The sequence below is a fragment of the Bacteroides cellulosilyticus genome, assembly GCF_020091405.1.
Taxonomy (GTDB): Bacteria; Bacteroidota; Bacteroidia; order Bacteroidales; family Bacteroidaceae; genus Bacteroides.
This window is the reverse complement of the sequence record NZ_CP081903.1, coordinates 1,577,185-1,601,725: the sequence shown is the minus strand read 5'-3', so window position 1 is coordinate 1,601,725 and position 24,541 is coordinate 1,577,185. Positions and strand designations below refer to the sequence as shown.

General features: G+C 42.1%; 16 protein-coding genes and 1 pseudogene. 8 read left to right on the top strand and 9 right to left on the bottom strand.

The genetic code is table 11. The annotated features are described in order from the left end of the window. Window positions 1-53: 53 nt before the first annotated feature. Both K6V21_RS05485 and K6V21_RS05480 read right to left on the bottom strand, forming a co-directional pair. Window positions 54-734: an RNA polymerase sigma factor gene (locus K6V21_RS05485; RefSeq protein ID WP_224321146.1), complete on the bottom strand. Its 681-nt coding sequence runs from the start codon at window positions 732-734 to the stop codon at window positions 54-56. 577 nt (window positions 735-1,311) lie between these two features. Beyond that, entirely contained in the window at window positions 1,312-2,556 is a 1,245-nt protein-coding gene (locus K6V21_RS05480; RefSeq protein ID WP_224321143.1) for a S41 family peptidase, read from the bottom strand. A 281-nt stretch (window positions 2,557-2,837) separates the two neighbouring features. Between K6V21_RS05480 and K6V21_RS05475 the strand changes: the two genes are divergently transcribed. After that, entirely contained in the window at window positions 2,838-3,263 is a 426-nt protein-coding gene (locus K6V21_RS05475; protein ID WP_224321140.1) for a DUF3836 domain-containing protein, read from the top strand. 179 nt (window positions 3,264-3,442) lie between these two features. After that, window positions 3,443-9,070, top strand: a complete 5,628-nt coding sequence (locus K6V21_RS05470; RefSeq protein WP_224321139.1) for an alpha-2-macroglobulin family protein — start codon at window positions 3,443-3,445, stop codon at window positions 9,068-9,070. 469 nt (window positions 9,071-9,539) lie between these two features. On the opposite strand, the gene K6V21_RS05465 is transcribed toward K6V21_RS05470, so the two are convergent. From K6V21_RS05465 to K6V21_RS05445, 5 genes are read right to left on the bottom strand one after another with little or no spacing between them, the layout of a single operon-like run. Beyond that, window positions 9,540-12,296, bottom strand: coding sequence for a DEAD/DEAH box helicase (locus tag K6V21_RS05465; RefSeq protein ID WP_224321138.1), 2,757 nt, complete (start codon window positions 12,294-12,296; stop codon window positions 9,540-9,542). A gap of 38 nt (window positions 12,297-12,334) precedes the next feature. Then, on the bottom strand, window positions 12,335-13,741 hold the full coding sequence (locus K6V21_RS05460; RefSeq protein WP_224321137.1) for an EH signature domain-containing protein: 1,407 nt from the start codon (window positions 13,739-13,741) through the stop codon (window positions 12,335-12,337). Beyond that, the gene (locus tag K6V21_RS05455) at window positions 13,738-14,433 is read right to left on the bottom strand and encodes an OmpA family protein (protein WP_224321136.1); all 696 of its coding nucleotides are present in this window, start codon (window positions 14,431-14,433) and stop codon (window positions 13,738-13,740) included. The genes K6V21_RS05460 and K6V21_RS05455 overlap by 4 nt, the downstream gene beginning before the upstream one ends. A gap of 2 nt (window positions 14,434-14,435) precedes the next feature. Beyond that, window positions 14,436-16,616: a hypothetical protein gene (locus K6V21_RS05450; RefSeq protein ID WP_224321134.1), complete on the bottom strand. Its 2,181-nt coding sequence runs from the start codon at window positions 16,614-16,616 to the stop codon at window positions 14,436-14,438. A 21-nt stretch (window positions 16,617-16,637) separates the two neighbouring features. Then, on the bottom strand, window positions 16,638-18,164 hold the full coding sequence (locus tag K6V21_RS05445) for an RNA-binding domain-containing protein (protein ID WP_224321132.1): 1,527 nt from the start codon (window positions 18,162-18,164) through the stop codon (window positions 16,638-16,640). A gap of 607 nt (window positions 18,165-18,771) precedes the next feature. Here K6V21_RS05445 and K6V21_RS05440 point away from each other — a divergent pair. The 5 genes and pseudogenes from K6V21_RS05440 to K6V21_RS05420 all read left to right on the top strand — a co-directional run bounded on the left by K6V21_RS05440 (window position 18,772) and on the right by K6V21_RS05420 (window position 21,876). Then, a complete protein-coding gene (locus K6V21_RS05440; protein ID WP_224321131.1) occupies window positions 18,772-19,326 on the top strand; it encodes a hypothetical protein in 555 nt (184 codons plus the stop codon). Then, window positions 19,323-19,601 (top strand): hypothetical protein, encoded by a 279-nt coding sequence (locus K6V21_RS05435; protein ID WP_224321129.1) that lies wholly within the window; start codon window positions 19,323-19,325, stop codon window positions 19,599-19,601. Before K6V21_RS05440 ends, K6V21_RS05435 begins: the two co-directional genes overlap by 4 nt. Beyond that, window positions 19,565-19,741, top strand: a pseudogene (locus K6V21_RS05430) (hypothetical protein); the annotation flags it as partial. The gene K6V21_RS05435 and the pseudogene K6V21_RS05430, both read left to right, overlap by 37 nt. A gap of 33 nt (window positions 19,742-19,774) precedes the next feature. After that, window positions 19,775-21,226, top strand: coding sequence for a TlpA family protein disulfide reductase (locus K6V21_RS05425; RefSeq protein ID WP_224321125.1), 1,452 nt, complete (start codon window positions 19,775-19,777; stop codon window positions 21,224-21,226). A 224-nt stretch (window positions 21,227-21,450) separates the two neighbouring features. Beyond that, window positions 21,451-21,876, top strand: a complete 426-nt coding sequence (locus K6V21_RS05420) for a DUF3836 domain-containing protein (RefSeq protein ID WP_224321120.1) — start codon at window positions 21,451-21,453, stop codon at window positions 21,874-21,876. 94 nt (window positions 21,877-21,970) lie between these two features. Here the strand turns inward: K6V21_RS05420 and K6V21_RS05415 are convergent, their stop codons facing one another. Then, window positions 21,971-22,558, bottom strand: coding sequence for an ORF6N domain-containing protein (locus K6V21_RS05415; RefSeq protein ID WP_117707235.1), 588 nt, complete (start codon window positions 22,556-22,558; stop codon window positions 21,971-21,973). A gap of 256 nt (window positions 22,559-22,814) precedes the next feature. Between K6V21_RS05415 and K6V21_RS05410 the strand changes: the two genes are divergently transcribed. After that, entirely contained in the window at window positions 22,815-23,240 is a 426-nt protein-coding gene (locus tag K6V21_RS05410) for a DUF3836 domain-containing protein (protein WP_224321119.1), read from the top strand. 87 nt (window positions 23,241-23,327) lie between these two features. Here K6V21_RS05410 and K6V21_RS05405 read toward each other — a convergent pair whose 3' ends face one another. Next, window positions 23,328-24,119, bottom strand: coding sequence for a DUF6266 family protein (locus K6V21_RS05405; RefSeq protein ID WP_224321118.1), 792 nt, complete (start codon window positions 24,117-24,119; stop codon window positions 23,328-23,330). Window positions 24,120-24,541 lie beyond the last annotated feature (422 nt).

The following is a 24,541-nucleotide window of genomic DNA, read 5'->3' as shown; positions in this document are numbered from 1 at the left end:
TTATTTAAGTTATACATAGTGGTTAGTGAGCAAGCTTTCCATTCTGTGACAGCTCAGAGAATAAATTTTTCCCAGTAGTTCTTTCTTGGAAGTTCCTTTTCGAGCCGTTGGTAAACGTCGACGAGGCGGATAATCTTCTTGATGGCGGTATATTCTTTCTCCAGATTGAGCGAGGTGACTTGCTTGCATATCCGGCATTTGCAGGTCCCCTGCGGGTTGTATAGCGGACAGGTGTCATTCATGAAGTGAGTAATCTTGCGGATGGAACGGGAGGAAATCTGACGGACGCTCTCTTCCGTTATGCCCATGATTTCACTGATTTGCTTGTACGGCAGGTTGAGGTTTATTTTGAATATGAATATCAGCCGGGCATCGTTCGTCAGGCAATGGTTCTGGGCTGTCAGACACCAGTCGCAGCATGCTTTTATCCATTCCTGTTCATCCCGGTCCTGCCCGTTATAATCAATGGCAGGAAGTTCGCGAAATTCTCTCAACTCATTCATTGTGGCTATTCTTTCGTTCCGGGCATATCGCAGTATGGTGCGTTTGCATATTGTATATATCCATGTCGATAACCCGGATTCCCCGTTGAAGGAGTCTATGCTTTTGATGATTTCGTACCAGACTTCCTGAGCCGCTTCTTTAGCGATTTCCTTGTTTTGTATCATGCGGTGTGCTATGGAAGATACCATGACACCATATTGTTCTACGATTTCCTTTAAGTCAGGTTGCATATTCTAAGGTATTGAGTTTGCGAATGTAGCTAATTTGTTTTATCCTGCCAAGGCCGGTAAATGCGGGCATCACTTTCGTTTTGACACTTTGCTTTTTATGCATAACGAGAATGCGATATTTCCGTCCCGATGTAAGGACGAACGGAAAGAAACGAACGAAAATCAACATTTTGTTGATTGATAGCGTGATACATAAATATGTACAACTCTAATAAAAGAAAAACAGATGGTCTGTGCAGTGAATACAGATGGTTTGTCTCCCATCTATAGATGGTTTGTTTACGATCTATAGACCGTTCGTTTACGATATATAGATTGTGCACGTTACATCTATAGATTGTGCGCCTCAGATCTATAGTTCCTTCGTGTAAGAAGTATAGTTCCTTGTATAGGTATTGCATATACTGCCTGCTTTATGCAAAAGGCGTGTATATATATTCTATAGATTGTACAAATGGATTCTGTTTCGGGTGTTTTCAGAAAGGTATCTGTTAGTAAAAGTACTGTTTTTGTAATTTTATGTTCGGAATAAAGTGTAATATCTGACTTTAGGTGCGGTAATTTGGTCCGTAAATATTTATCCTTTTGTTATAAGTTTGCAGGTATATTTCAAAGCGGTGTCTTCATCGTTCATGAAATCGGAAATTGTTTGTGATACTTGATGATGGGGAGGAATTCCCATCCCTTCCATAGGAAACCCTTTTGGTGACAAATCCGGTTGACGGGTGAGTATTCGCAAATAAGTACCATGTTTTGTTCTGAATGTGCGAGGACCATTTCCTGTATCTCCTCCGGTGGCTTCACCGACAAGTGTTACGTTTCCGCTTTCTTTCATATCTATTGTGAAACTTTCGGCGGCAGAGCAGGTGATAGTACTGGTCAGCAGATAGATTTTTCCTTTATAAGCATCTGCTTCGGGTTGCATTAGTTGACTGCTGATGCAATGCGGTTGCTCTTTCCGGATAAAATATTTGCAGATATCCCGTCCGTTGCCACTGTTGCCTCCTCCGTTTTGGCGGATGTCTATAATGAGGTAGGGAAGGTCTTTTATTTGAGGATAAGCTACTTTGAAATCTTCCAGCACGGGGGACATCATGGTGTTGATGGCCAGATAGCCGATGCTGTCTTGCAAAACTCTGGTTTCTACGGTTACCTCTTTTTCATCAGAGAAGTAGTCTCTTCGTTTCAAGGGTAAAGAGATTGTCAGTGTATCATCGTTTCTCAGCAACGTGTAGTCTCGGAGGGTGTCGGCATAGCTGATGAATGCGTAACGGGCTGATTTCAGATGCCTCCATGCGTCAGTAGATGCCTCGGCATATTTTTCGTACTGATTAATCCACTCTTTATAAGGAACTTCATTGATGGCTATGATGCAGTCTTTATCCTTGAATCCGTATTGTGTCAGATAGGCATTGGGCTTGTAGATGTATAAGGAATCTTGTATGAGGACCGGAAATTGTCTCGCTGTGTACGTCCTGAAGCAGGAAATGGCATGACTGCATTGCAGGGCGGAAATATACTCCTGTACTGCCAATCCATAGTCTGTGGTGGTTTGTGCCTGGCGGACACGGGTGATGTATGTCTGGTATAATGAATCCATATTCAGATGTTTGGCTTGGTATAGTGAATAGTTTTCCATTACTATCTGATGTATTTCCTCAAAATCGGCTTCAAACTGCGAAGGTTTTACGGGTATTTCCGAAAGATAGAAATACTCCGCTTCGGGTTCTTTGTTGTAGAAATGCTTAGCATAAATGCGCAATCCGCACCAAGCAACGGCGAATATGGCTATTACGATAAATGTGATTTTTAAATGTTTCATACTCTATAGAATTTTGTTGTACATATCGTTTTGTGTCTTTATGGTTCTTTTTGCGTTGTAAAGTTAGCCTTTTATTTCTATATAATGAAACACGGATACACCTTTCTGTTCGCTTTTGTGCGGACACTTGTCCGTTTATGAACACTCTCTGAAATTAAATATGCGCTGATAATCAATGCTTTATTGTTTTGGCACGGCAATTGACTATATATTGTCGAAGGCGGTTGACAAAGACTTCCCTTCAAAAACCAAGAAGTAATAACAATAAAAAAATAACGATTATGAAAACGAACTTAATTTCAAAAGCAGTGGTAATGATGGTAGTAGTAATGGCAAGCGTAATGAACTTCTCTGCAAGTGCAAGCAATCCTACCCAGTACGTAAAGAACGAAGAGATGACCGGTGAGTTGATGACCGCAAAGACTATCTTCAAGAACGAAGACGGTCACCTGTTCCGCCACCTCCGTTACACGTATACTTACGATAACGAAAACCGCGTAACCAGCAAGGAAGCTTCCAAGTGGGACAACGTAAAAGAAGCCTGGGTTCCTTACTTCAAAATGAATATGGAGTATAATAATCATGAAATTGAAGTGAGCTACGCCCGTTGGAACTCCAAGAGCAACGCTTACAACAGCAATGTTGAAAAAACTGTTTATGAACTGAATGATGATAATGTTACTTTAATGTTAGCAAGTACAAAATAAAAGCGAATAGTTTTCTCGGGTAAACCGGCTATTGGGAATGAGGCGTTTCCCGATAGCCGGTTTCTTTTGTTATTGGCATTTGTTATGTTATTAAGTCTGAACAGCTTTACTACCCTACGGATAAAAAATATATCTTTGTGAATGAACCTGTTAATTGTCGGACATTAATCAAAACACAGATGAAAAATATGTTTTATTGGGCTGGCATCATAAGCATTCTTATCTGCCTGCCGCTTCGGGTTTCCGCTCAGTCGTACGAACAAATGTGGAAACAGGTTGAAGCTCTGGAACAAAAGCAGTTACCTGAATCTGCAATCAAAGAATTGCAAAAGATTTACGAGCACGCCAAACAGGAAAAGAACATGCCTCAGATGATGAAAGCCCATCTGACAAAGGCATCCTTATCTATCGACATCACCCCCGATAGTCTGGACCATGAATTATCCGGACTGAAAATCTGGGTGGCGGAAGAAAAAGACCCGGTGTATAAAGCTATACTGAATAATCTGCTGGGATACTACACCCTCGATACCGGCAAGAGGGATGAGGCTGCCATAGACGCTGCCATTGCTTATTTCCGCCTTTCACTGCAAGATAAAGATATACTTTCACGGAAGTCCGCTGCGGATTACCGCCCGATGACTGTCAGCAAAGAGCTGAGCGGGAAGTATTGCGGCGACAATATGTATCAGTTGCTTGCCCGGCAGGCCATCTCGCGGCTGAGTGGTTATTTCATTGTCAATCCCGTGTTAGCCGAGAAAATACAAACCGAGATATTATCCATTTATGACGAGCTGATTGACTTCTACCAACAGCAAGGCATGACGGATGCCCGCCTATTGCTAATGCTCGATAAACTGAATTACCAAGGGAATGACATCAGCCGCGGCGGTGTAAATGAAAAGCTGAGGCTGACCGACGAACAAGTAATAACCCTCTTGAAACAATGGGCCGAAGAGTTCTCCGCTTCCCCGCTTTGCGGAGAGGTATATTGCCAACTGGCAGAGCGCTACGACAGAATGCAGGATTATACCGCCAAACTGCATGCCGCCCAAACCGGACTAAAAAAATATCCCCAATCACACTCTGCCAATGATTTGAAAGAACAAGCTGCCGAAGTGCTCACTCCCCGTCTGGTGGTAGAAATCCCCTTTGCCTACCCGGCGAAAGAAGTGGATTTGAAAGTAAAATACCGCAATCTGACCGGACTGACCGTAGAACTTTACCGGATGAACCTGCCCGTTACGAGCAATATCCTGGAAAGGGAAATAACAGCTTCCACCGTAAGTCAATACGGCAAATTGGTCGGCACCCGCCATTACCAACTGGCAGCCACCCCGGATTATATGGAAACAGATACCTTGCTGCGTTATAAATTTCCCACCGAAGGCATTTACATATTAAAATCTATCCCCGACGGCCATCGCAAGTATACAGCATACGGAAAAGCTTATGTTTCCTCCCTGCAAGCCATATCCTTGGGATTGCCCGACGGAAAACAGGAAATCAATATCATCGACCGCCTGACGGGACATCCGGTGGCAGGCACGGAAGTAGCTTATTACCGTGTGTCGCAGGGAGAAGGTTATCGTTTGGTCAAAGCATATCCTGCGGACAGCAAAGGAACTGTTACCCTCACCCCGCCCGATGAAAGAAACTGGCTGGGAATAAACGTCCGTAAGCCGGGTGCCGACTATATGGAAATCAGCTATGCCGGTTTCTCGGGTGCGGGATATAATGTGCCCGCCTCCCGGAAGTGGGAAAAGCATGCTTCCCTCTTCACCGACCGGGCTTTATACCGTCCCGGACAGGTGGTGCATGTTTCGGGGATAGCGTATGAGCAATCGGGTGACTCGATACGTGTCTTCTCAAGAGTCCGCAAGGATGTGGTGCTGCGGGATGCCAACCGGCAGGAGATAGGCAAACTCTCCCTCGCTACAGACGAATTCGGGGCTTTTTACGGCGATTTTATGCTTCCCGAAACACTTCTCCCGGGAGAGTTTGAACTGTCGGTAGAAAGCGGTGAAAACCGTTATATCCGTGTGGATGAATACAAGCGTCCGACGTTTGATGTAGTCTTCCATCCTTATCAGGCCACTTATAACGTGGGAGATACCGTATTAGTTAGCGGCGAAGCAAAAACATTTGCAGGCGCTCCGGTAGGATTGTGCAGACTCAATTATAAACTCACCCGTTCGGAGAATGAATTCTGGAGGATTTCGGACCATGAAACTGTCCTGGCAGTAGGTGAAGTGCAGACTGATGCAGCCGGTAACTTCCGCTTCCCGGTCTTTCTGCGCAAGCCGGATGATTTCAAGCCCGACCGACCGGGGCGTTACTACACCTACAAAATAACGGCTGAGGTCATCAACCTGACCGGAGAGGTAGAAAGCGGTACTTTGTCGTTACCGGTAGGGCAACAGTCCGTAGCCTTGCAGATTAAAGGTCTGCGCCCAAAGGTGGCTCGCGAGAAACGGGAGTCCATACAGGTGCTGGCTATGAATCTAAGCCGGCAGCCCGTGACGCTTCAAGCCACGTATGTGGTGTATGCTTTGGACGAAAAAGGAAACAAAACCAATGAGGTATGCCGCCGCACAGTAGAAACCCGCCGCTCTTTTGTTCCCGATGATATACTGGCCCTTGCTCCGGGACGTTACACTATGGAAGTGTCAGCCCTCGACGGGCAGGGAAGAACCTGCACGGCAAGGCAGGATTTCATTCTCTTTTCGTTGGCAGACCGTCACCTGCCGGTACATTCACCGGAGTGGTTCTATCAGGACGGGACAGAGTTTAATGACGGGCATCCCGTCAGCCTGTATGTAGGCAGCAGTGAGAAAGATGTCTATCTGTTGTACGATGTCTTCTGTGGCGACAAGCGCATTGAATCCAAACGGATGGTTCTCAATAATGAAATCCGGCAGTTCACCTATCCCTATAAACCGGAATATGGAGACGGCATCACCGTGAACTTCGCCTTTATGCGCGAGAGCAAACTATACACCAAGCAAGTGCAGATATCCCGTCCCCGCCCGGATAAGAGCCTGCAACTGAAATGGATTACTTTCCGTGATAAGCTGCAACCGGGAGGAAAGGAAGAATGGCAACTCCAAATCACGCATCCCGGCAAGAAAGCGGCCGATGCGCAACTACTCGCCACTCTTTATGACGCTTCCCTCGATAAACTGTACGTCAATGACTGGGCTTTCAACCTGAACTTTCCCCGTTCCACTCCCGGTGTCCGTGCAAACCTGATATTCTCAGGCCATTCCATCTGGATGTACAGTAACTTCCCCTATGCGGGCAGCACTCTGCGCGGTCTTCGTTGGTGGGATGTGTATAGCACCCTGAATGCTCCGTTCTGGCGGGTTCCGCGTCCGGAGAACGGTTTTCGTGTAAAGCAGGATAGCAGGATGATGAAGTCCGCAGCTATCAGCCTTGATGCTGAAACCCCGCCCAATGACAGTTTTAAAGTGGAAGACGGAAACTCTGTTGTGGCGGTGCTCGAATCTTCTGATGCTGTGGCATTGGATGATGGTTCGCCATACGTTCCTCTCCGGCAGAGCTTTGCAGAAACAGCTTTCTTCTATCCCGCCCTCCGTACGGATACGAATGGAGTCGTAAGCCTGTCTTTCACCTTGCCCGAAAGCCTGACCGAATGGAAGTTCATGGGGCTTGCCCATACCCGGGGTATGGATTACGGGCAGATAACAGCCCGGGCAAAAGCTGTCAAGCCGTTTATGGTACAGCCCAATATGCCCCGTTTTATCCGTGTCAGCGATAAACCGGTCATCAGTGCAGGAATAATCAACTTGTCGGAAGAAAACATCCGGGGAACAGCCCGAATGGAACTGGTTGACCCGCAAACAAACCGGGTTCTGTCAACCCGTGAACACGAATTCAGTGCGGCTGCCGGAGCAACCGTTTCCGTATCGTTTGATCTGGAAACCCCGGATGAAGCTACGGTCTGGATTTGCCGGATTATAGCTGAGGGAGGCAATTTCAGTGATGGCGAGCAGCATTATCTTCCGGTTCTGTCTGATAAACAATGGGTGACTGAGGCAATACCCGTGCAATTGAACGGTGCGGAAAGTAAATCGGTTGCATTGGATGGCTTGTTTAATGACGGAAGCAAAACCGCCACCAATAAACGCCTGACGGTGGAACTGACTGCCAATCCCGATTGGTATGCCATACAAGCTCTGCCCGTCATTGGTAATCCTTTGAATGAAGATGCCTTGTCGTGGGCAAGTGCTTACTATGCCAATTCATTGTCCACAACCATTATCAATACTCATCCCCGCATCCGGCAGGTGTTCGAAAGCTGGAAAGCGCAGGGCGGTTCATCATCAGGCAATCTCAGTGATAAAGAAGATCTGAAAGACCTGTTGCTTAAAGAAACTCCCTGGCTGGCGGATGCCCTCAATGAGACGGAGCAGAAAAGAAGCATAGCACTTCTGTTCGACCTGAACACAATGGGTAACCGTAATCAGGTTGCAGCATCCCGTCTGGAAGCATTGCAACTCCCCGACGGCTCTTGGAGTTGGTATAAAGGGATGTCGGGCAACCGCTACGTCACCACCCGGATTGTAGAAATGCTGGCACGGCTCCGGACGATGGGCGCATCTGTTGCTCCGCTACAGGGAATGTACGAAAAGGCGGTGAATTATCTCCATACCCAATGGCTGGATGAATACAGACAGATGAAGGAAAGTGAAAAGAAGGGCGATAAGGATAGATTGCCCGGCGAGCAATCCCTGCATTACCTGTATATCTGTGCTTTGGATGCGCAAGTTGCAAAGCGGGCCGATAAAACAGCCTATTCCTATATGATCGGCAAACTGGAGGCAGCCCCTCCGGCTGATGCCATTTATGACAGGGCGCTTATCGCTACCCTACTGCATAAAGCTGGTAAAACGACCAAAGCGAACGAACTTGCCCGCTCCATTCTGGAATATTCCGTTGCCACACCCGGGATGGGACGTTATTTCGATACTCCGAAAGCCCGTTACTCCCGGAACAGTTATAGAATTCCGACGCAAGTGGCCGCCATTGAAGCCCTGTCCGCCATTCTGAAAGAACCGTTGGCGATTGCCGAAATGAAGCAATGGTTGCTTAAACAGAAGCAAGTGCAGGCCTGGGACAATCCGGTAGCTACTGCCGATGCTGTGTATGCTTTCCTGGGTAGAGATGATAATCAGTTGGCAGAGAGCAGCGCTATGAAAGCGGAAATATCCGGAACAGAAGTGGTGACTCCCGATGATGCATTAGGTTATGCCCGCCGTTCGTTCTCCGGTGATGAGGCTGAAACCCGGCAAATAGAAATAGCACACACGGGTGCAGGGATAGGCTGGGGAGCTGTATATGCCCAATATCTGGAAGATATGGATCAATTGCAATCCGCAAAAGGTAACGGTTTGAAAATCACCCGTACTTATTATAGAGATGGCAAGGAAGTTTCTTCAAAAACAGATTTGCATGTGGGAGATGAACTTACCGTCCGGCTGACAGTGAAAGCAGACCGGGATATGGATTTCATTCAGATAAAAGATACGCGTGCCGCTTGCATGGAGCCAAAGGAGGTGTTGTCGGGATACCGCCATTCCGATGCTATCGGCTATTATCAGGTGATGCGTGATACTTCTGCCGAATTCTTTATTGACAAACTAAGGAAGGGCATTGTTCAGATGGAATACAAAGTCTATATAGACCGTCCGGGAACTTATCAGACCGGTATTGCCACCGTGCAATCGGCTTATGCACCCGAGTTTGGCGGACATACAAAGAGTCTGTCTGTAACGGTGCGTTGAAATTATTATTCATTGATTAATCATAAAATGCGTATGAAGCATCTATGCTTATTGATTGCTTTTTTATCTTTCCTTAGCTGTAAGGCTCAGGAGGATAATGAGGATTTGGCAAAGGAGGTGATAATCTCGGGCCGTGTCTTGAATAGGGAGGTCTATCCGAAGGAAAAGGAGGTGACGCTTGTGATACCTTATCTGTCTGAAATGGAGACTGTCTACACTTCTCCCATAGCGGATGACGGTACTTTCAGTTTCCGTTTTAGTCCTTACGCTCCCGTTCGCGAAGTTGTTCTAAAAAAACAAATAGATACAGTCTTTCGATATAGCCTATCATTTATGATTTTTTGTAAGGGTAAATCCTCAACTATAAGCTTTCCTCCTTAAGCACCCTCACGTTAATTAGATTACCAATATATCCTATTATCACGTTTTAGAGATTATTATAAATATTTTTTTTCGTACCATAAACCACTCAACTATTTGAGCCAAAGAGCATCTGCCCCAATTCATCTTGTCTTACTTCAATACGCTCAGAAGGAAATATTGTTGAGGTAGCCAGCGTGCTCTTTCTACTAAGCAATTCATCCAAAGTCTTATCGAATGATTGGAAGTCTTTGCTTACAGCTATTGGATAATATACATAAACATCTTTGGTTTGTCCGATACGATACGCACGATCGGTCGCCTGATTTTCTTTAGCAGGGTTCCAATGGCGACTATAATGTATTACATGGTTGGCAGCGGTAACATTAAGTCCCATACCGGCAGCAATAGGCGACATGATAATGACATGAAATCCGTTTTCCATCTGAAATTCATTAATTGCCGATTGACGAGATTGTTTGCCGTCCTTGGGGCGTACTACAATCGAAGGCATGTCTCCATTGATGATTTTGCTTGTTAAACCATAGCGTTCAAAAATAACTCTTTGGAGCATTTTTTGAGTTTCCTTTCGGTCCGTAAAGATAATAACCTTTTCGCCTTTGTCCTTGATTGAATCTATGAAATCCACCGTTGTTTTTAATCTTGCTGCGCTATCTATCAGTTCATCTGTCTCGTAATTACCTAAAGTATCATCGTAAAGATAGGGATGTTCTGAGACAGTTCTCATACTCATTATGGTAGTCAGCATATTTGGTTGAATTCCGTCATTATAATCGCATATAACCGATAGGTATTTCATCTTCTGCACTTCGGGCATTTCACACTCTTGCTTCAGCTCTATCTTTTGAGGGAGATCTTTAGCTACGTCCTTTTTCAATCTACGCATAAAGTGAACACCTAGTTTGTTGTGTATTTCATTACCCAAAGCAACTATATCTGTATCTTCTTTCTTTAGTGGATTTTGATATTGGGTAGCAAAAGCTTTTGCATTATCCAATAGCCCGGGAGCACAGAAGTCCATGATACACCACAGATCTAACAGAGAGTTCTCTACCGGAGTACCAGTCATGGCTATTTTAAAGTTTCCTTTCAATGCTTTTGCAGCATTAGTGACTAATGTCCCTGGAGTTTTTATCTTTTGGGCTTCATCCAATGTCACAACGTCAAATTCAACAGCACAGAAATTTAACTGAGATATGCGAAGTGAGTCGTAGTTGGTAAGAATCATATCATAATGCTGCATTTTATCAATTATCGTCTTATCAAATTGCCGAGGCACATCTCTTGAAGTCAAGCATATAATGTTCAGTCTTGGTTTTTCAAAAAAACGTTCATATTCATTTTCCCAGTTCTCTAATAAAGAACTGGGGGCTACAATTAGGTATGGCTTATGCTTAGGGTAAGTGCGCGAATGCCAATCTATGAAATAGAGTATCTGTAGCGTTTTCCCCAATCCCATATCGTCAGCCATCAAGCAACCGCTTGCCTTGTTTTTGTAAAGATGCTGCAACCAAGCCACGCCACCCTGCTGATGCTCTTTTAAAGAGAAATTCGGTTGTAGATATGGGTCGTTGAATAGTACATAATGGTCTCCTGTTTCAATAAACAGTTCTTGGGTAGCAAAGCCTAATTCTTCAGCATTCTCTTCTATGATAAGTACTTTACGCTCTTCTTTTTCTTCACCTTTTACAGGTTGTTTCGGATTCTGTAGTTGCTTCTCGGCTATTTGAGCTAAATAGCGAGCATCATTCAATCCTATATCAGTATTACGATAAGCCACTACAGCATGACCTTCTTTTTCGGCTTGCTCAATCAAGTCTTTTAATTCGGTCAAAGAGTCTTCATTTTCAATCTTGATATGTGATGTTCCATTCTGTGGGCTTTCAATCTTAGCACCTACAATCCAACATGATTTATAAGGGCATACAAAAGGATAAAACTTAGGCTTATAAAGTCCTATTTCTATTACACGGTCACTATAGAATTCACTCAAATCAAACTGATCAGGGTCGAAGAACTCCGTGGGGCTATCGATGAGCTGTTTCATTTCTTCTTGGTTGCTAAAGTGACATTTACGTTCCTTCAGAGACTTCAAATTTTGCATTTGTAGTTGATTAAGTACCACACGAGTACGCTCTCCTTGTTCGTTTTGGATAGGATAAATGCCTTGCATCCTTCTCGTCTTTTCGAAGACAGAAGTAAACTTTTCCTTATCAGCTATATCAACTGAAGGTTTTACCGTAAAGCCATCTTCGTCTCTGTCGACTTCTAACTTGATTTTTTCAGGTACGTACACATTCTCATTAGTAAGATAACTGTCAAGTTCGCATCCAGCCTCCTGAGCTAATTGTTTGATAGTTGCAAAACGACGAAGGTTTTCATCTGTTGCTTTTGCTTCTGTACTTAATCGATTGAAATCTTCGACTTGATTGAATAACTCATATTGATATTCATTCAAAAGGTACTTCTTATCATTGCAAACGACCATATTTCCACTTCTCTCAAATGTGAGTAGCTGTCCATCAGGTATATGTGTGAGTAGCTCCAATTTATATGTAAAATCGGAAGAATTGAGCATACCATCACCTCTTAGGCGTATGGTTTTGTCATATGTCAAAGGTATGCCTAAGAGGTCACGTTCTTGTTGATCAAGCAAATAAATGCTTCCAAAAGGAATTGTACACTCATGCTCATAGAATGAAGCATCCCCATTATCTACCAATGTAGCCAACGGGAAATAGTAGATGCAATCGTCCGTAGTAACCCATTCCTTGAAATGAATATTGCGTCCATCCATATTCACGGTGAATACAAGTCCTTTACTATTTATATATTGAGTAAGCATATCATTCTATTTTTATTATTTTTATTAGAATTGAGTACTTATGCTGTATAGATATTCATAATTTCCCTAAACCAATTTGTTAAGCGTAACTGCCAGTATCCAGCATGGCGCATACTACCTTCATCTCGATAGTAGTAGTAATCTCCGTAATCAGCTTTTTCTACAGCAACAGGTAAATAGGTGTTCTTTAAACTATTAATATTATCAATACTCTTTCTCGATGAAAGAGTTCTTACTGTTGTATTTGACTTGTTGTATATATAGAGAGATCCTGAATCAGAAAATTCCACAAAAACTTTGTTGCCAATATATAAAATCAGAGCAGCAGTTCTTACTTTTCGTGAGTTAGTCTCAATGAAATAGTTTTGGAAGGAACTACCGGTTCGGTAATCCGAGCATAGAGATTGTCGAATAGTAGAAGAACCTGCTACGCGGAAATCAGTAATGAAATCTATGTATTTCAACCAAAAATCCTTGCGGTTCGGATCTTGCACACATATGTCAAAGAATACTTGAATAATCCTACGCGCATGCCATTTATTAATGCAATCCTTAGCATACCGCAGTTTTGCTTCTTCCTCGGGGGTTGCATCATTGAATGGAGCCCATGTTGAAGACAGGCTTATATCTCCCAAGATACGTGCGGCTGATTGGCTTATGTTATTCTGATACATTTCTGTACTACTTTTATCTGCTTGATAAACCAAATTAGCATATACAAGTTTTTTTGTTCTACTTAAAGTGTGTTTGCTTAAGACATCTTCTATAGCCGATAAATTATCGGTTTGCTTCATTTGGAAGTAGTTAATAATGACATCTGAGTAATAAGACTGTGAGAATGTAGAACTCTTATAACCCATAAGCATGGGGGCATTGTATATATCATCATTTTTATGCGCTATGAGGGTAGCCATACGAAGTGGACCGTTCTCGTCAAAGAAGTTGGCATGATTTTTTAGTAATAAGTATCTTCTGTTTTTATCTTGATACTTGTTGAGTTGACAGGTAATGAGTTCACAGACTTCTTCTCGCTCATTCTTGGGGATATTATTCCAAGTATTCATTACATAGAATACCAATCCATTGAAAAATAAGTTTCTCCAATGCTTTTTCAGTAGGCATAGTGCATAGGTGAAAGCTTTACTATCATTTTGGAGTTTCATCAAGTAGTAAGAGACAATGCGAAGTTCATGGGTAGTCCATTCTGTATTCTGATTATACATAGAAGAGGATCTTTTTACTTTTCTTATGACTTCCTCAATAGATTGCGGAGATACTTGAATCTGCTTATCTGAGAACATAGCAATCTCTATCTGTTTCAAGCGTCTAATGTTTCCATTGATAACCTTTTCTGTTTGGTGGTCATCCACAAGAATGGCTTGAAGCGAATAATCTCGGAGTAAATCCGAGTTAATGCTTAATAGGCTAAAGATGTCTTCGCTCATTTCCTTCTAAATCTTTTATCTGCAATTTCTTCTAATTGTTTTTCGGCATTGGTTCTGATTCTGAATTCAACTCTACGAGATAATTCCGGATTCTCGCCACCATCTTCATTGTAAATTAGATGGCTGGACGAGAGCCCATTGGCTGTAATTCGGGCAATTGTCCAATCCTTCTTCTGAGGTTCTACCATAAGTAAACAATAACTCAACACAGAACGTGTTCTATCCTGTGAGAGTTGCATGTTATACTCATAAGTGCCCTTACTATCTGTGTGACCTTCAATTCTAATCTCCTCAATATTTTCTTTGTATTGATCTGAACTGATAAGCTTTAAATATCGTGGAAAAAAGTCCTTTAGAATATCTTGAAACTTACTTTGGAGCACCGCTTGGTCATAAGCAAAAAGCGTAGAAGGTTCTTGGAAACGAATACTGAGATTTGTTGAGTCAATTACCGCATTCCACACTTTTAGATCATCCTTGAACTCCTTGTCCAAATCGATATAGAGCTGGGTCTTAATCTTGTCATACCGTTTCACAATTTCTTCATCTTGCTCTGCTTTCTCCTGCACCTGTAGTAGAGCTCCCATAAGCAAGAGGATAAAAATGAAGAGAAGACCAGCCATCAGGTCGCCGGTGGAGAGTGCAAAAGCATTCTCCTCACGTTCTTCGTGTTCAATGCGCTTCTTCTTCATAATTATTTCTTATATGTATTTAATGACTCAACTAAACTTTCTACTACCTCACTTTGTTGCTGAATGGTACTAGACAATGCGTCGGTCGTATTAGTCAAACTGCTACTATATTGATCCAAATACTTCTGAGTCGAACTTTGTACTGTTTTGCTATATTCATTCAGACCACTTTGCAATTGTGTGAAGATAGAAGCCAATCCTAAACGGATGGTTTCAAACTTTTGTACATAGTCGCTTGACATGTCACCTGAATCTTTCAATAAGGCTGTGATTGAGTCAATATTGTTCTGATTTATACGTTGAAAATTCATTTGGCTACTTGTATAGTCACTCTGTCCCTTGTTAAATAGTTCGGTAGCTGTCTTTATATCGCCAGTAATAGTTTGCAGATGAGCTGTACTTCCTGTAATTTGACCTTGAGCCTGTTGAAACATACCCATTGTACCGCTTACAGCCGTATTCACTTGTTCTAATCTTGAAATGCCGTTCGTAAAGAGAATAAGGAGTTTTCGGGTTTCTTCCATAGTAGATTCTTGCAAGGCGAGTAAGTCTGACTGTTTACTTATCACGTCGTCAGTAATGCTCTTCATGGAATCTTTTACAGATGATGTAACATTCGACATGGTATTGTTCATTAGGCTACTCAGTTGTTCCGAAGCTGAAGCTAACTGGTTCAATACACCTTGACTGCTTTGTTCAGATGATTGAGTGATAGAAGTGATCGCCCTAGTCACATCCATTAGCGAAGTATTAACGCCAGCAAGGACTTCTTTCATAGATTCTTGCATTGAGGTTGACATTTGAGTCATAGTATCATTCATGAAAGTACCTATCTGTTGACTTGCGGCAGCCAGTTTATTAATCACATCGTTGCTGCTCTGCTCTGATGAACGAGTAATGGAAGACATTACATCTTTTACTTCTGCAATGGCAGTGCTAATCGAAGTTGTAGCAAATGTGATTTGTTCCTGCATCTGCTGTATGGCCTTACTACTGCTAGAGGCAGAAGTATTGGAAATTTCAGAAATGGCATTCTTGACTTCCTCGATTGTAACTTGCAATGTTGAGGAAATATGCTCCATATTTTTAGGGAAGTCTGCCATAGATTGAACTGCAATACCCAACGATGAAGCTAACTCCTCTAATTGACTCGTAGCGTTTCCTGAGAGGCTGCTTTTGAATTCAGCCATGATAGTCACCATGCTGTTCTTTAATTCATTTACAACATTCTGAATCATATCTGTAGCTGGAGAAGCTACCTGTGATGCCATCTGGTCAATATGCTCTACAACTGCTTTTGTAGTAATATCTACACTTTCCATCAACGGGATAAGCTTCTGCTGCATCTGGCGCGACAACACTTCATCAAAACCATTGTTCAGTTCCAATGCAAGATCGGTAGAGAATGATTTAAGTGCTTTCGACTGCTCCTCATTCTCTTTCAATATTTCACGGATGGCATTGGCGATGACCACCTTGTTGCCTTCATTATTGGTATAAGAGAGTTGATTTTCCAATGCGGCTGTAATGGTAGTAGTTTGTATTTCCATATACTTAGCCAACTTGTTTTGTAACGCATTAAACAGATTTTGTTGACTATTTTGCATCAGTGAACTATCATCTATATAATGGGCGTCATCTAATCTTTCAGTCAAGTCGTATAGGACTTTACCCAATTGGTTCTTCCATCGTTTTTCGAATGCAGTATAAATCAAAGACAGCGCCATACCGAACAACGAGGTACCGAATGCAGTGCCCATGCCCTCTAATAGTGATTGAATACTGTCTTGGATATTCTCAGTGTTGCTACTATCAAACCCTTCTACACCCAATGTTAAACCAAGAAATGTACCTAATAATCCAAGACCTACGAGTGTGCCAGATGCCGTTTCAATCATTCTGTGATTCAAACTAATCACTTTGCCTACCGATATTTCAGAAAAGAACTCCGAAGCAGGAATATTGGTTTTCTTTTCACCATTCACTTCAAAAGTTATACTCTTCTGATAAGTTGTGGCAATAGCTGATAACTTCGACTCTTCAAGGGATTTTATGATGTCTTCCTTTTCAAGGACTTTAGCTACAATTATACGACAGCTCCTTAACTTTCTTGTCTGATAAAGAAAATAAATGAATACGATAATGATAATTGCAATGAATATATATGTAATGAAATTAGTCATATTTCAATGTTTTTATAGTGATTACTTCTTTCGGTATTTTTGGTTGTTAGCCTTTGGGTTTTCAGGATTGGTCATCTCCAAATAACCTGCTTCTATCAGTGAAGTGATATAGTTCTGGATGTTTTTACTATGATAACTAACTCCAGCTCTTTCCAAGATCTCACGACTACTGCGTGGTACGCTACAGAAGTTAACTAAGTCCTTCTGCTTGGCAGTTAACTTGAGACGATGAGTGTCAGTGTTAGTGTCAGTGTGGACGGTTTGAGTGTCAGTGTTAGTGTCAGTGTCTGTACTAAAAGTGTCAGAGTCAGTATCTATGTCACCATTTCTCCTTATTGTAATCAGGAATTCATGAACTCGTTCATCATTCTTAAATTCTACTTGTACTCCTTCTCCCAGCGCACGCTGAATGCCACTACCTGCACCAGTATAAGGAAGTAGATAAATTGCATTACTAAAGAGGTAGTTGTTACGAGGCATGGAAGTGCCGTTAGTGACATCTTCCACTTGTAAACCATTGGGCAGTGTACCAGGACTATGTATTTCTACTCGGTTGTCGAAGATAAAGATACGAATGGGGCTATTCCAGTTAAGCGAGCGATGGACTAAGGCATTCACTACAAACTCCATCAAACTTCCATAAGGAATTTCAAGTTCACCGAGTGAATTAAAATCTTCTTTCATTTGCACACTTCTTAAGTTACGAGTGAAAAAAGACATGATGATTTCAAACTGATGAAGCAGATTGCCTTCTATAATAGCATCGTTCACCTTATCACGGAATTGCTTGCCGCCTATAGAGTTACCTATAAAACTGATACATTTGGCTGTCATTACTGGTAGCCATCGCTGGGTGTATTTAGCGAACAATAAGATAGCTGCAACTGTCAGGCTTCCATCAGGGCGAATAAAACGCAGGTTACGCATCAACTTGTGCAAATCATGCCCTTTGGCAATAGCATTAGCAATGTCATCAAGAGAAGCCTCATGCAAAGCATCCCCAACCATTCCCTTTTTCTCCAGTACTGTTGAAAAACGGTTTTGCAGAAACTGCTTGAGAGTATTTTCGTCCAAGTCTTCTAAAGTGGCATTTTTCACAGCTGCTTCATCGGGGGCAAAGTTGCCGCACTCGGTCATCATTTCTGCCAATTCTGCATTATCAAAGACTTTACGCTTGTCTGCTCCATTTTTTATCCAAACGATGCCTTTGTTATCATGGTAGGGCTTGTTATTTCCTTCTTTTACAGTTGCTACTACTACATTTCCCCCCTCTATACTTACTGTATCGATGTTGAGCAAAATGTTGGGCACTACATTCTCCGAAGCCATGTTGCTGAGCATATTTGTTGTTTCCTGGACTTCAATATATGACAGAGGGTTGAACTCACCCGTCTTGTCATTGATACCAATCACGAGCTGACCACCGCGAAAGTTGCTCATGGCAACCAATTCGCAACCAATATCATATTTATCCAAGATACGTTCTTTGAACTGCACCTTACTAACCTCACCGAGGTCTCTGAGTTTCAAGATATCTCCTATTGTCATTATATTATTCTTTTTTTAGCAAATAATCCGATAATTAGAAGCCTCTTGGTTATTTTTGCTAATGAAAAGTTCTCCGTATAATAATTAAAAGAGTGATCCACTCCATAATTATCAGCAAAAATAAAATATTTAGTTATAACTCTTTTATTTTTCTTTTATTATTTTAGTCTGAGCGATTATATTCTCATATCAACGAGGTGTATTTCATGTGTCAATCTGTCTACTATTGTACAATTAATCGCTATCTTCTTCAGTCTCTCAGTATATAGTTTTTGAGGTGCAACAACAAGTTCTTTTTCAACACAGTTCCTATTTCCTGACTTTGACAGTTAAATTTTCTTTTTCTTGTAACTATTTAATATTCAATATTTAATAAGATTTCTTCCGGTGATTCGGGTGGCGCAAGAGTAAAAATGGCTACATTTGTGTCATGTTTGTGCGCAAGAAAAAGAATCGAAGCGGTTCCGTCAGCATAGTTGTATTCGATAAGAGTGATGGAATCTACCGCGAAATAAAGAGTTTCGGGTCTAGCTCCGACATTTTAGAAATAGCCAATCTGCAAAAGGAAGCAGCGAAGTGAATTTCACGGTATGGCGATCAACACCAATTGGACTTTAATGAGACAACACAGGCGGTTGCAGAGATTCGGCAAACCATATCACGCATAGAGAGAAGTCTTCAAAATGTTCCTCAAGCTATCTTAAATCGCATTTATGATAGCATCGGCTTCAATCAAGTAGATGACGCAATTCTTCGTAATCTGGTAATAGCACGCGTGTGTCAGCCTCAGAGCAAGGTTGCCACAGTTGAATATCTAAAGTCTAGCCAACAAGAAATCATTCAGTGCATCAGTGTGGAGCATACCATGATGACTCTTGGCGGTCGTATCGGTCTTGTATTCTATGATGTAACAACATTATACTTCGAATCGACACCGGGAGAGGAAGATGACATGCGTCAGAACGGTTTCTCAAAGGATGGAAAAACCGCAGGGGCACAGATTGTTTTGGGACTTCTTGTAAGCGAAGACGGTTGTCCTCTATCATCCTCTATTTTCAATGGTAAACAGTATGAAGGATATACAATGATACCGATTATCGGTGACTTTGTTCAGCGCTTTTCCTTGACGGACTTTGTCGTTGTTGCAGATTCAGTCTTATGAGTTCCAGAAATATACAACTGTTGCAAGAGGCTGGCTATAAGTATATATTGGGAGCCCGTATCCGTAACGAAGCCCCGGCAGTCAAGCAATGGATTCTTTCAATTGAAAAAGAGGCTGGCAATGTGGTGGAATGTCGTAAAGAAAATGGGCAACGCCTCAGAACTGCCTATGCAAGCGGCACTCTTGGCAAGGATAAAGTGAATAAGCGTGGATATAACAAGTTCCCTGATATAAGATGCGTGATACTTCTGCCGAATTCTTTATTGACAAACTGAGGAAGGGCATTGTTCAGATAGAATACAAAGTCTATATAGACCGTCCGGGAACTTATCAGACCGGTATTGCCACCGTGCAATCGGCTTATGCACTCGAGTTTGGCGGACATACAAAGAGTCTGTCTGTAACGGTGCGTTGAAATTATTATTCATTGATTAATCATAAAATGCGTATGAAGCATCTATGCTTACTGATTGCTTTTTTATCTTTCCTTAGCTGTAAGGCTCAGAAGGATAATGAAGACTTGGCAAAGGAGGTGATAATCTCGGGCCGTGTCTTGAATAGGGAGGTCTATCCGAAGGAAAAGGAGGTGACGCTTGTGATACCTTATCTGTCTGAAATGGAGACTGTCTACACTTCTCCCATAGCGGATGACGGTACTTTCAGTTTCCGTTTTAGTCCTTACGCTCCCGTTCGCGAAGTTGTTCTTCGCAATTATGCGGAGCACTTATTTGTACATCCGGGCGATAGTCTGTTTGTAGAGATTGATTTCAGTAATTTGCTGTCTCCCAAGATTACGGGAACTTCCGGTACACTGAATCAATATATGGCTCTTTTCACTTTAGGTGGATATTATCGTGGCCCTTATTATTGTAATCCAAGGAGTACTTTCGAAGAATTTGAGAAGGAATTGGGAGAAGAGCATACCAGCCGTTGGGAACGCCGCGCCGACTTCCTGAAGGAACATTCTCCGGGTGCCGAGGTTGAAGAATATACGGCGGATTTGCTGTGGATAGATTATTACAATGCACTCTTTAACTATGCTACGTCACAGGCATCGCAGGGCTATGATGTCAGTCTGTATATGGCATTGATGTTAAAACTTAATCCTCTCTTTTCGGGAAAAACTGTTTTTGCCGGTCTGTTTCCGCTTGCTGAAACGGTGAATTTTTTTCTCTATTGCAATCACACCAGGAGAGAATATAGCAATTTTGAGTTAGCAGATCTTGTCGAGGATTGCAAGGATAATGCTATCCTGCCGTATTTATATCTCCAACCCATGGGCATCTCTTTATGCGATAACGATACACTTTTTCTGGCTGATTACAGGCTCCAGTTCGATTCTATAGTGCAGGCTCCCCATTTGAGGCAACCCATACTTGAATTATATGAGGATAAAGCAGATTATCTGAAAGCCCCCGGAAAGGTATCCCACCAGATGCTTTATGGCAATAATGCGGATGAGTCGGTTGCCAGGAAGGACATGCCGTTTATGATTCCCGTATATAATCTTCTGGAGAAGTATGCAGGCAAGGTGATTTATGTTGATTTTTGGGGAGTGATTTGCCCCCCTTGCCTGGCAGAAATGGAGCCTTTGAAGGAATTACGCAAGCGATATTCTCCCGATGATGTGGTAATGGTGAGTATCTGTGGAAGTAGAGACAGGGAGGCATACCATAAGGTTCTGGAGCGCTTCTCTCTGCAGGGGAAGAATATTGAGTGCGTCTATTCGGAAGATTGGGCGACCTCCGATGACTATCACCGCATCATGAAGCACTGGGGCATGAACAGCATACCGCAATTCCTTCTGATTAACCGTGATGGGGTTATAGTGGATTATGGCACTGCATTGAGACCCAGTTATCCGAAGACGGCGGCAAAGATTGATACTCTCTTGAAGTAAGGGGAGAATCGGGTAGGGGTAGGTATATTAGGCGATATAAATAATTTATTGTTCGCTTTTGTGCGGACACTTGTCCGTTTACGAACACTCTCTGAAAATGTATAATTGTTGATAATCAGTGTTTTATTGTTTTGGCACAGCAATTGACTATATATTGTCGAAGGCGGTTGACAAAAACTTCCTTTTAAAAATCAAGAAGTAATAACAATAAAAAAATAACGATTATGAAAACGAACTTAATTTCTAAAGCAGTGGTAATGATGGTAGTAGTAATGGCAAGTGTAATGAACTTCTCTGCAAGTGCAAGCAATCCTACCCAGTACGTAAAGAATGAAGAGATGACCGGTGAACTGATGACCGCGAAGACCATCTTTAAGAACGAAGACGGTCACTTGTTCCGCCATCTCCGTTACACCTACACTTACGATAACGAAAACCGCGTAGCCAGCAAGGAAGCTTCCAAGTGGGACAGCGTAAAAGAAGCTTGGGTTCCTTACTTCAAAATGAATGTAGAATACAATAACAATGAAATTGCAGTAAACTACGCCCGTTGGAACTCTAAGAGCAATGCTTACGACAGCAACATTCAAAAGAGCATTTACGCTTTGAACGATGCTGATGCAACTTTGATGCTGGCAAGTACAAAATAAAAATAGTAGTTTTCTTTAGAAATGGGCTATTGGAATATGTGAGATTTCCTAATAGCCTATTTCCTTTTTGTAGTAAATGCCTATAAAATTTATGCTATTTCTTGTTGTCATAATGGACAAACCCGATTGGTTTACATTTATTTTTTTGCGCAATCTGTTTTTGTTTGTCTGCCAATTGTGATAAGGCTAAATAAATATCATCAAGTTCTTTTCGAGTATCTTCGCTGAGGTCATTGATAGCAGCAATTGTATCTTCGTTTCCGTCTTCCAAGACTTTCATGCGCTGCTTTAGTTCTTCTATTTCCTTTGTAGTATTATTGGTGGAAGAAAGGTATTGTCGCACAGAAACGAAAGCACGCATAATATTTCTATTTACTTCAATAGCAGTAGAAGAATGTAATACACTGCTTAACATTGCTACGCCTAATTCTGTAAAAGCAAAGGGCAGATATTTAATATTGCTACCTCTTCCTTTGTTCAAGATGCCAATTTGGCATCTTGAAAGTTCTTCTCTTGTGACTTCGAACATGAAATCTTCTCCTTCAAAACGTTCCATATTGCGCTTAACCGAGCGTTTTAGTTGAGCTGTTTCAACTCCATAAAGTTGAGCCAGATCAAAGTCAAACATTATCTTTTGACCTCTGAACTCATATATTTTATTTTGAATAACTTGTAATTCCATTATTATAGTAGTTTCAAGTAAAGATAGAGAAATTTTTACTTTAAACAAAGGTTTTCTCATTTTCTTGTTTGTTTCCTGTAGCGTTCGCTTTTGTGCGGACACTTGTCCGTTTACGAACACTCTCTGAAAATTTATAATCGTTGATAATCAATGATTTATCATTTTGGCACGGCAATTGACTATATATAGTCGAAGGCGGTTGACAAAAACTTCCTTTCAAAAATCAAGAAGTAATAACAATAAAAAAATAACGATTATGAAAACGAACTTAATTTCTAAAGCAGTGGTAATGATGGTGGTAGTAATGGCAAGCGTAATGAATTTCTCTGCAAGTGCAAGCAATCCTACCCAGTACGTAAAGAATGAAGAGATGACCGGTGAACTGATGACCGCGAAGACCATCTTTAAGAACGAAGACGGTCACTTGTTCCGCCACCTCCGTTACACCTACACTTACGATAACGAAAACCGCGTAACCAGCAAGGAAGCTTCCAAGTGGGACAGCGTAAAAGAAGCCTGGGTTCCCTACTTCAAAATGAATGTAGAATACAGTAACAATGAAATTGCAGTAAACTATGCCCGTTGGAACTCTAAGAGCAACGCTTACGACAGCAACATCCAAAAGAGCGTTTACGCTTTGAACGATGCTGACGCAACTTTGATGCTGGCAAGTACAAAATAAAAGTATAGGTACTATTGGGAGCCGGATACAGAGAACGTATTTCTCTGCTATCCGGCTTTTTTGTTGTTAGGTCGCCGGAGTATCCGGTCAGGTTTCGCACCTGCATGTCCGAATATTGTTGGGAGGAGCAGAAGACAAATGCACGGCTATATGTGGTTGTAGCTTTGCTTTCTTGATGGGCAGGGGCTTTTTATAGGTTGTATCAGTAGATTCTACCTGTATTTCTGCCTCGCCCTCCGGTACTTCGGCTATTGAAATCGGCAGGCAAATGCTATTGGCAACACTGTCTCCATCGGCATTGCGAAAACTGAGATAGGCAACCAGTTCATCATCCTGCCAACTATCCGGGAGAGGGAGTTCTGCATGCTTGCCGGAACGTAATGCGGCCTCGGTGTCGTAGACAGCCATTTCTTTATCTTTGTTGTACACCAGCAACATGGCTATATCGGTGTCTTCTGCATTTCCCATACCAGAGTTATTCTGCCAGTTGAAATTCATTTTATCCTTCTCTTGCATGGCTGTACCTTCGAATACGGGCATCAACGTTCCCATAGACACCAGCGCCCGGTTGAAGTCAATTGTAATATCTTTTCCGCTACCTGTTACAGCTCTTTTCAGCGTGTAGGACATGGCGGCGTTGAATGCGGATTTATCTTGTGTAAATTCTTTATAACCCATGCGTATGAAAGGTTTCATAGTCTTCAGGAAGCTGAATGCCGTGGCAAATTTGCCGCGTTGTTTCTGTTGCTTGGGTGTGCGTGGATTGCTGACTTTGGCGGTACGTGCACGGATATAGTATTTTGATTTCCAGTGAAAACCGACTATCGGTCCCACTTTACCGGAGAAACCTCCGAGAATGCCTTGATTGATAATTCCCATACTATCGTGTTTTTAATTACTTGTTTTTCTGATTGCGCAAATATATGGAAAAAGACTCTTATCCATCCGGTCCATGTGATTTTTGCGTTAATTTGCGTCGTTTTGCGTAGATAATTATTTTGCCTTTTCCGATGGGCTCTGTTTTGTCCGCATTATATCCGGGATGCACTTGCTCCGTACCAAGGCCGTAGTTTCTTCGCTTAGAGGTACCTGTAAGTGGAGAAGATACGGAGCAAGTACATTTCGGATATAGTTCAGATAAGAGGTTGTTTAGCTATAAATTAGTAATGATGAAACGTGAGCGAAGGTTTCTGTAACATTTCTTTTCTTCTTTAAGTGCATGAATCCCTACCTTTGTAATAGAAAAACGACAACTAAAATGGAACAAGAAGGATGATGAGGATGAAATTTTGCATTATTAT

Excerpts from the sequence above, each read along its gene's own strand:
- K6V21_RS05485 (WP_224321146.1), bottom strand. The coding sequence starts at position 734 with ATGCAACCTGACTTAAAGGAAATCGTAGAACAATATGGTGTCATGGTA.
- K6V21_RS05480 (WP_224321143.1), bottom strand. The coding sequence starts at position 2,556 with ATGAAACATTTAAAAATCACATTTATCGTAATAGCCATATTCGCCGTT.
- K6V21_RS05475 (WP_224321140.1), top strand. The coding sequence starts at position 2,838 with ATGAAAACGAACTTAATTTCAAAAGCAGTGGTAATGATGGTAGTAGTA.
- K6V21_RS05470 (WP_224321139.1), top strand. The coding sequence starts at position 3,443 with ATGAAAAATATGTTTTATTGGGCTGGCATCATAAGCATTCTTATCTGC.
- K6V21_RS05465 (WP_224321138.1), bottom strand. The coding sequence starts at position 12,296 with ATGCTTACTCAATATATAAATAGTAAAGGACTTGTATTCACCGTGAAT.
- K6V21_RS05460 (WP_224321137.1), bottom strand. The coding sequence starts at position 13,741 with ATGAGCGAAGACATCTTTAGCCTATTAAGCATTAACTCGGATTTACTC.
- K6V21_RS05455 (WP_224321136.1), bottom strand. The coding sequence starts at position 14,433 with ATGAAGAAGAAGCGCATTGAACACGAAGAACGTGAGGAGAATGCTTTT.
- K6V21_RS05450 (WP_224321134.1), bottom strand. The coding sequence starts at position 16,616 with ATGACTAATTTCATTACATATATATTCATTGCAATTATCATTATCGTA.
- K6V21_RS05445 (WP_224321132.1), bottom strand. The coding sequence starts at position 18,164 with ATGACAATAGGAGATATCTTGAAACTCAGAGACCTCGGTGAGGTTAGT.
- K6V21_RS05435 (WP_224321129.1), top strand. The coding sequence starts at position 19,323 with ATGAGTTCCAGAAATATACAACTGTTGCAAGAGGCTGGCTATAAGTAT.
- K6V21_RS05425 (WP_224321125.1), top strand. The coding sequence starts at position 19,775 with ATGAAGCATCTATGCTTACTGATTGCTTTTTTATCTTTCCTTAGCTGT.
- K6V21_RS05420 (WP_224321120.1), top strand. The coding sequence starts at position 21,451 with ATGAAAACGAACTTAATTTCTAAAGCAGTGGTAATGATGGTAGTAGTA.
- K6V21_RS05415 (WP_117707235.1), bottom strand. The coding sequence starts at position 22,558 with ATGGAATTACAAGTTATTCAAAATAAAATATATGAGTTCAGAGGTCAA.
- K6V21_RS05410 (WP_224321119.1), top strand. The coding sequence starts at position 22,815 with ATGAAAACGAACTTAATTTCTAAAGCAGTGGTAATGATGGTGGTAGTA.
- K6V21_RS05405 (WP_224321118.1), bottom strand. The coding sequence starts at position 24,119 with ATGGGAATTATCAATCAAGGCATTCTCGGAGGTTTCTCCGGTAAAGTG.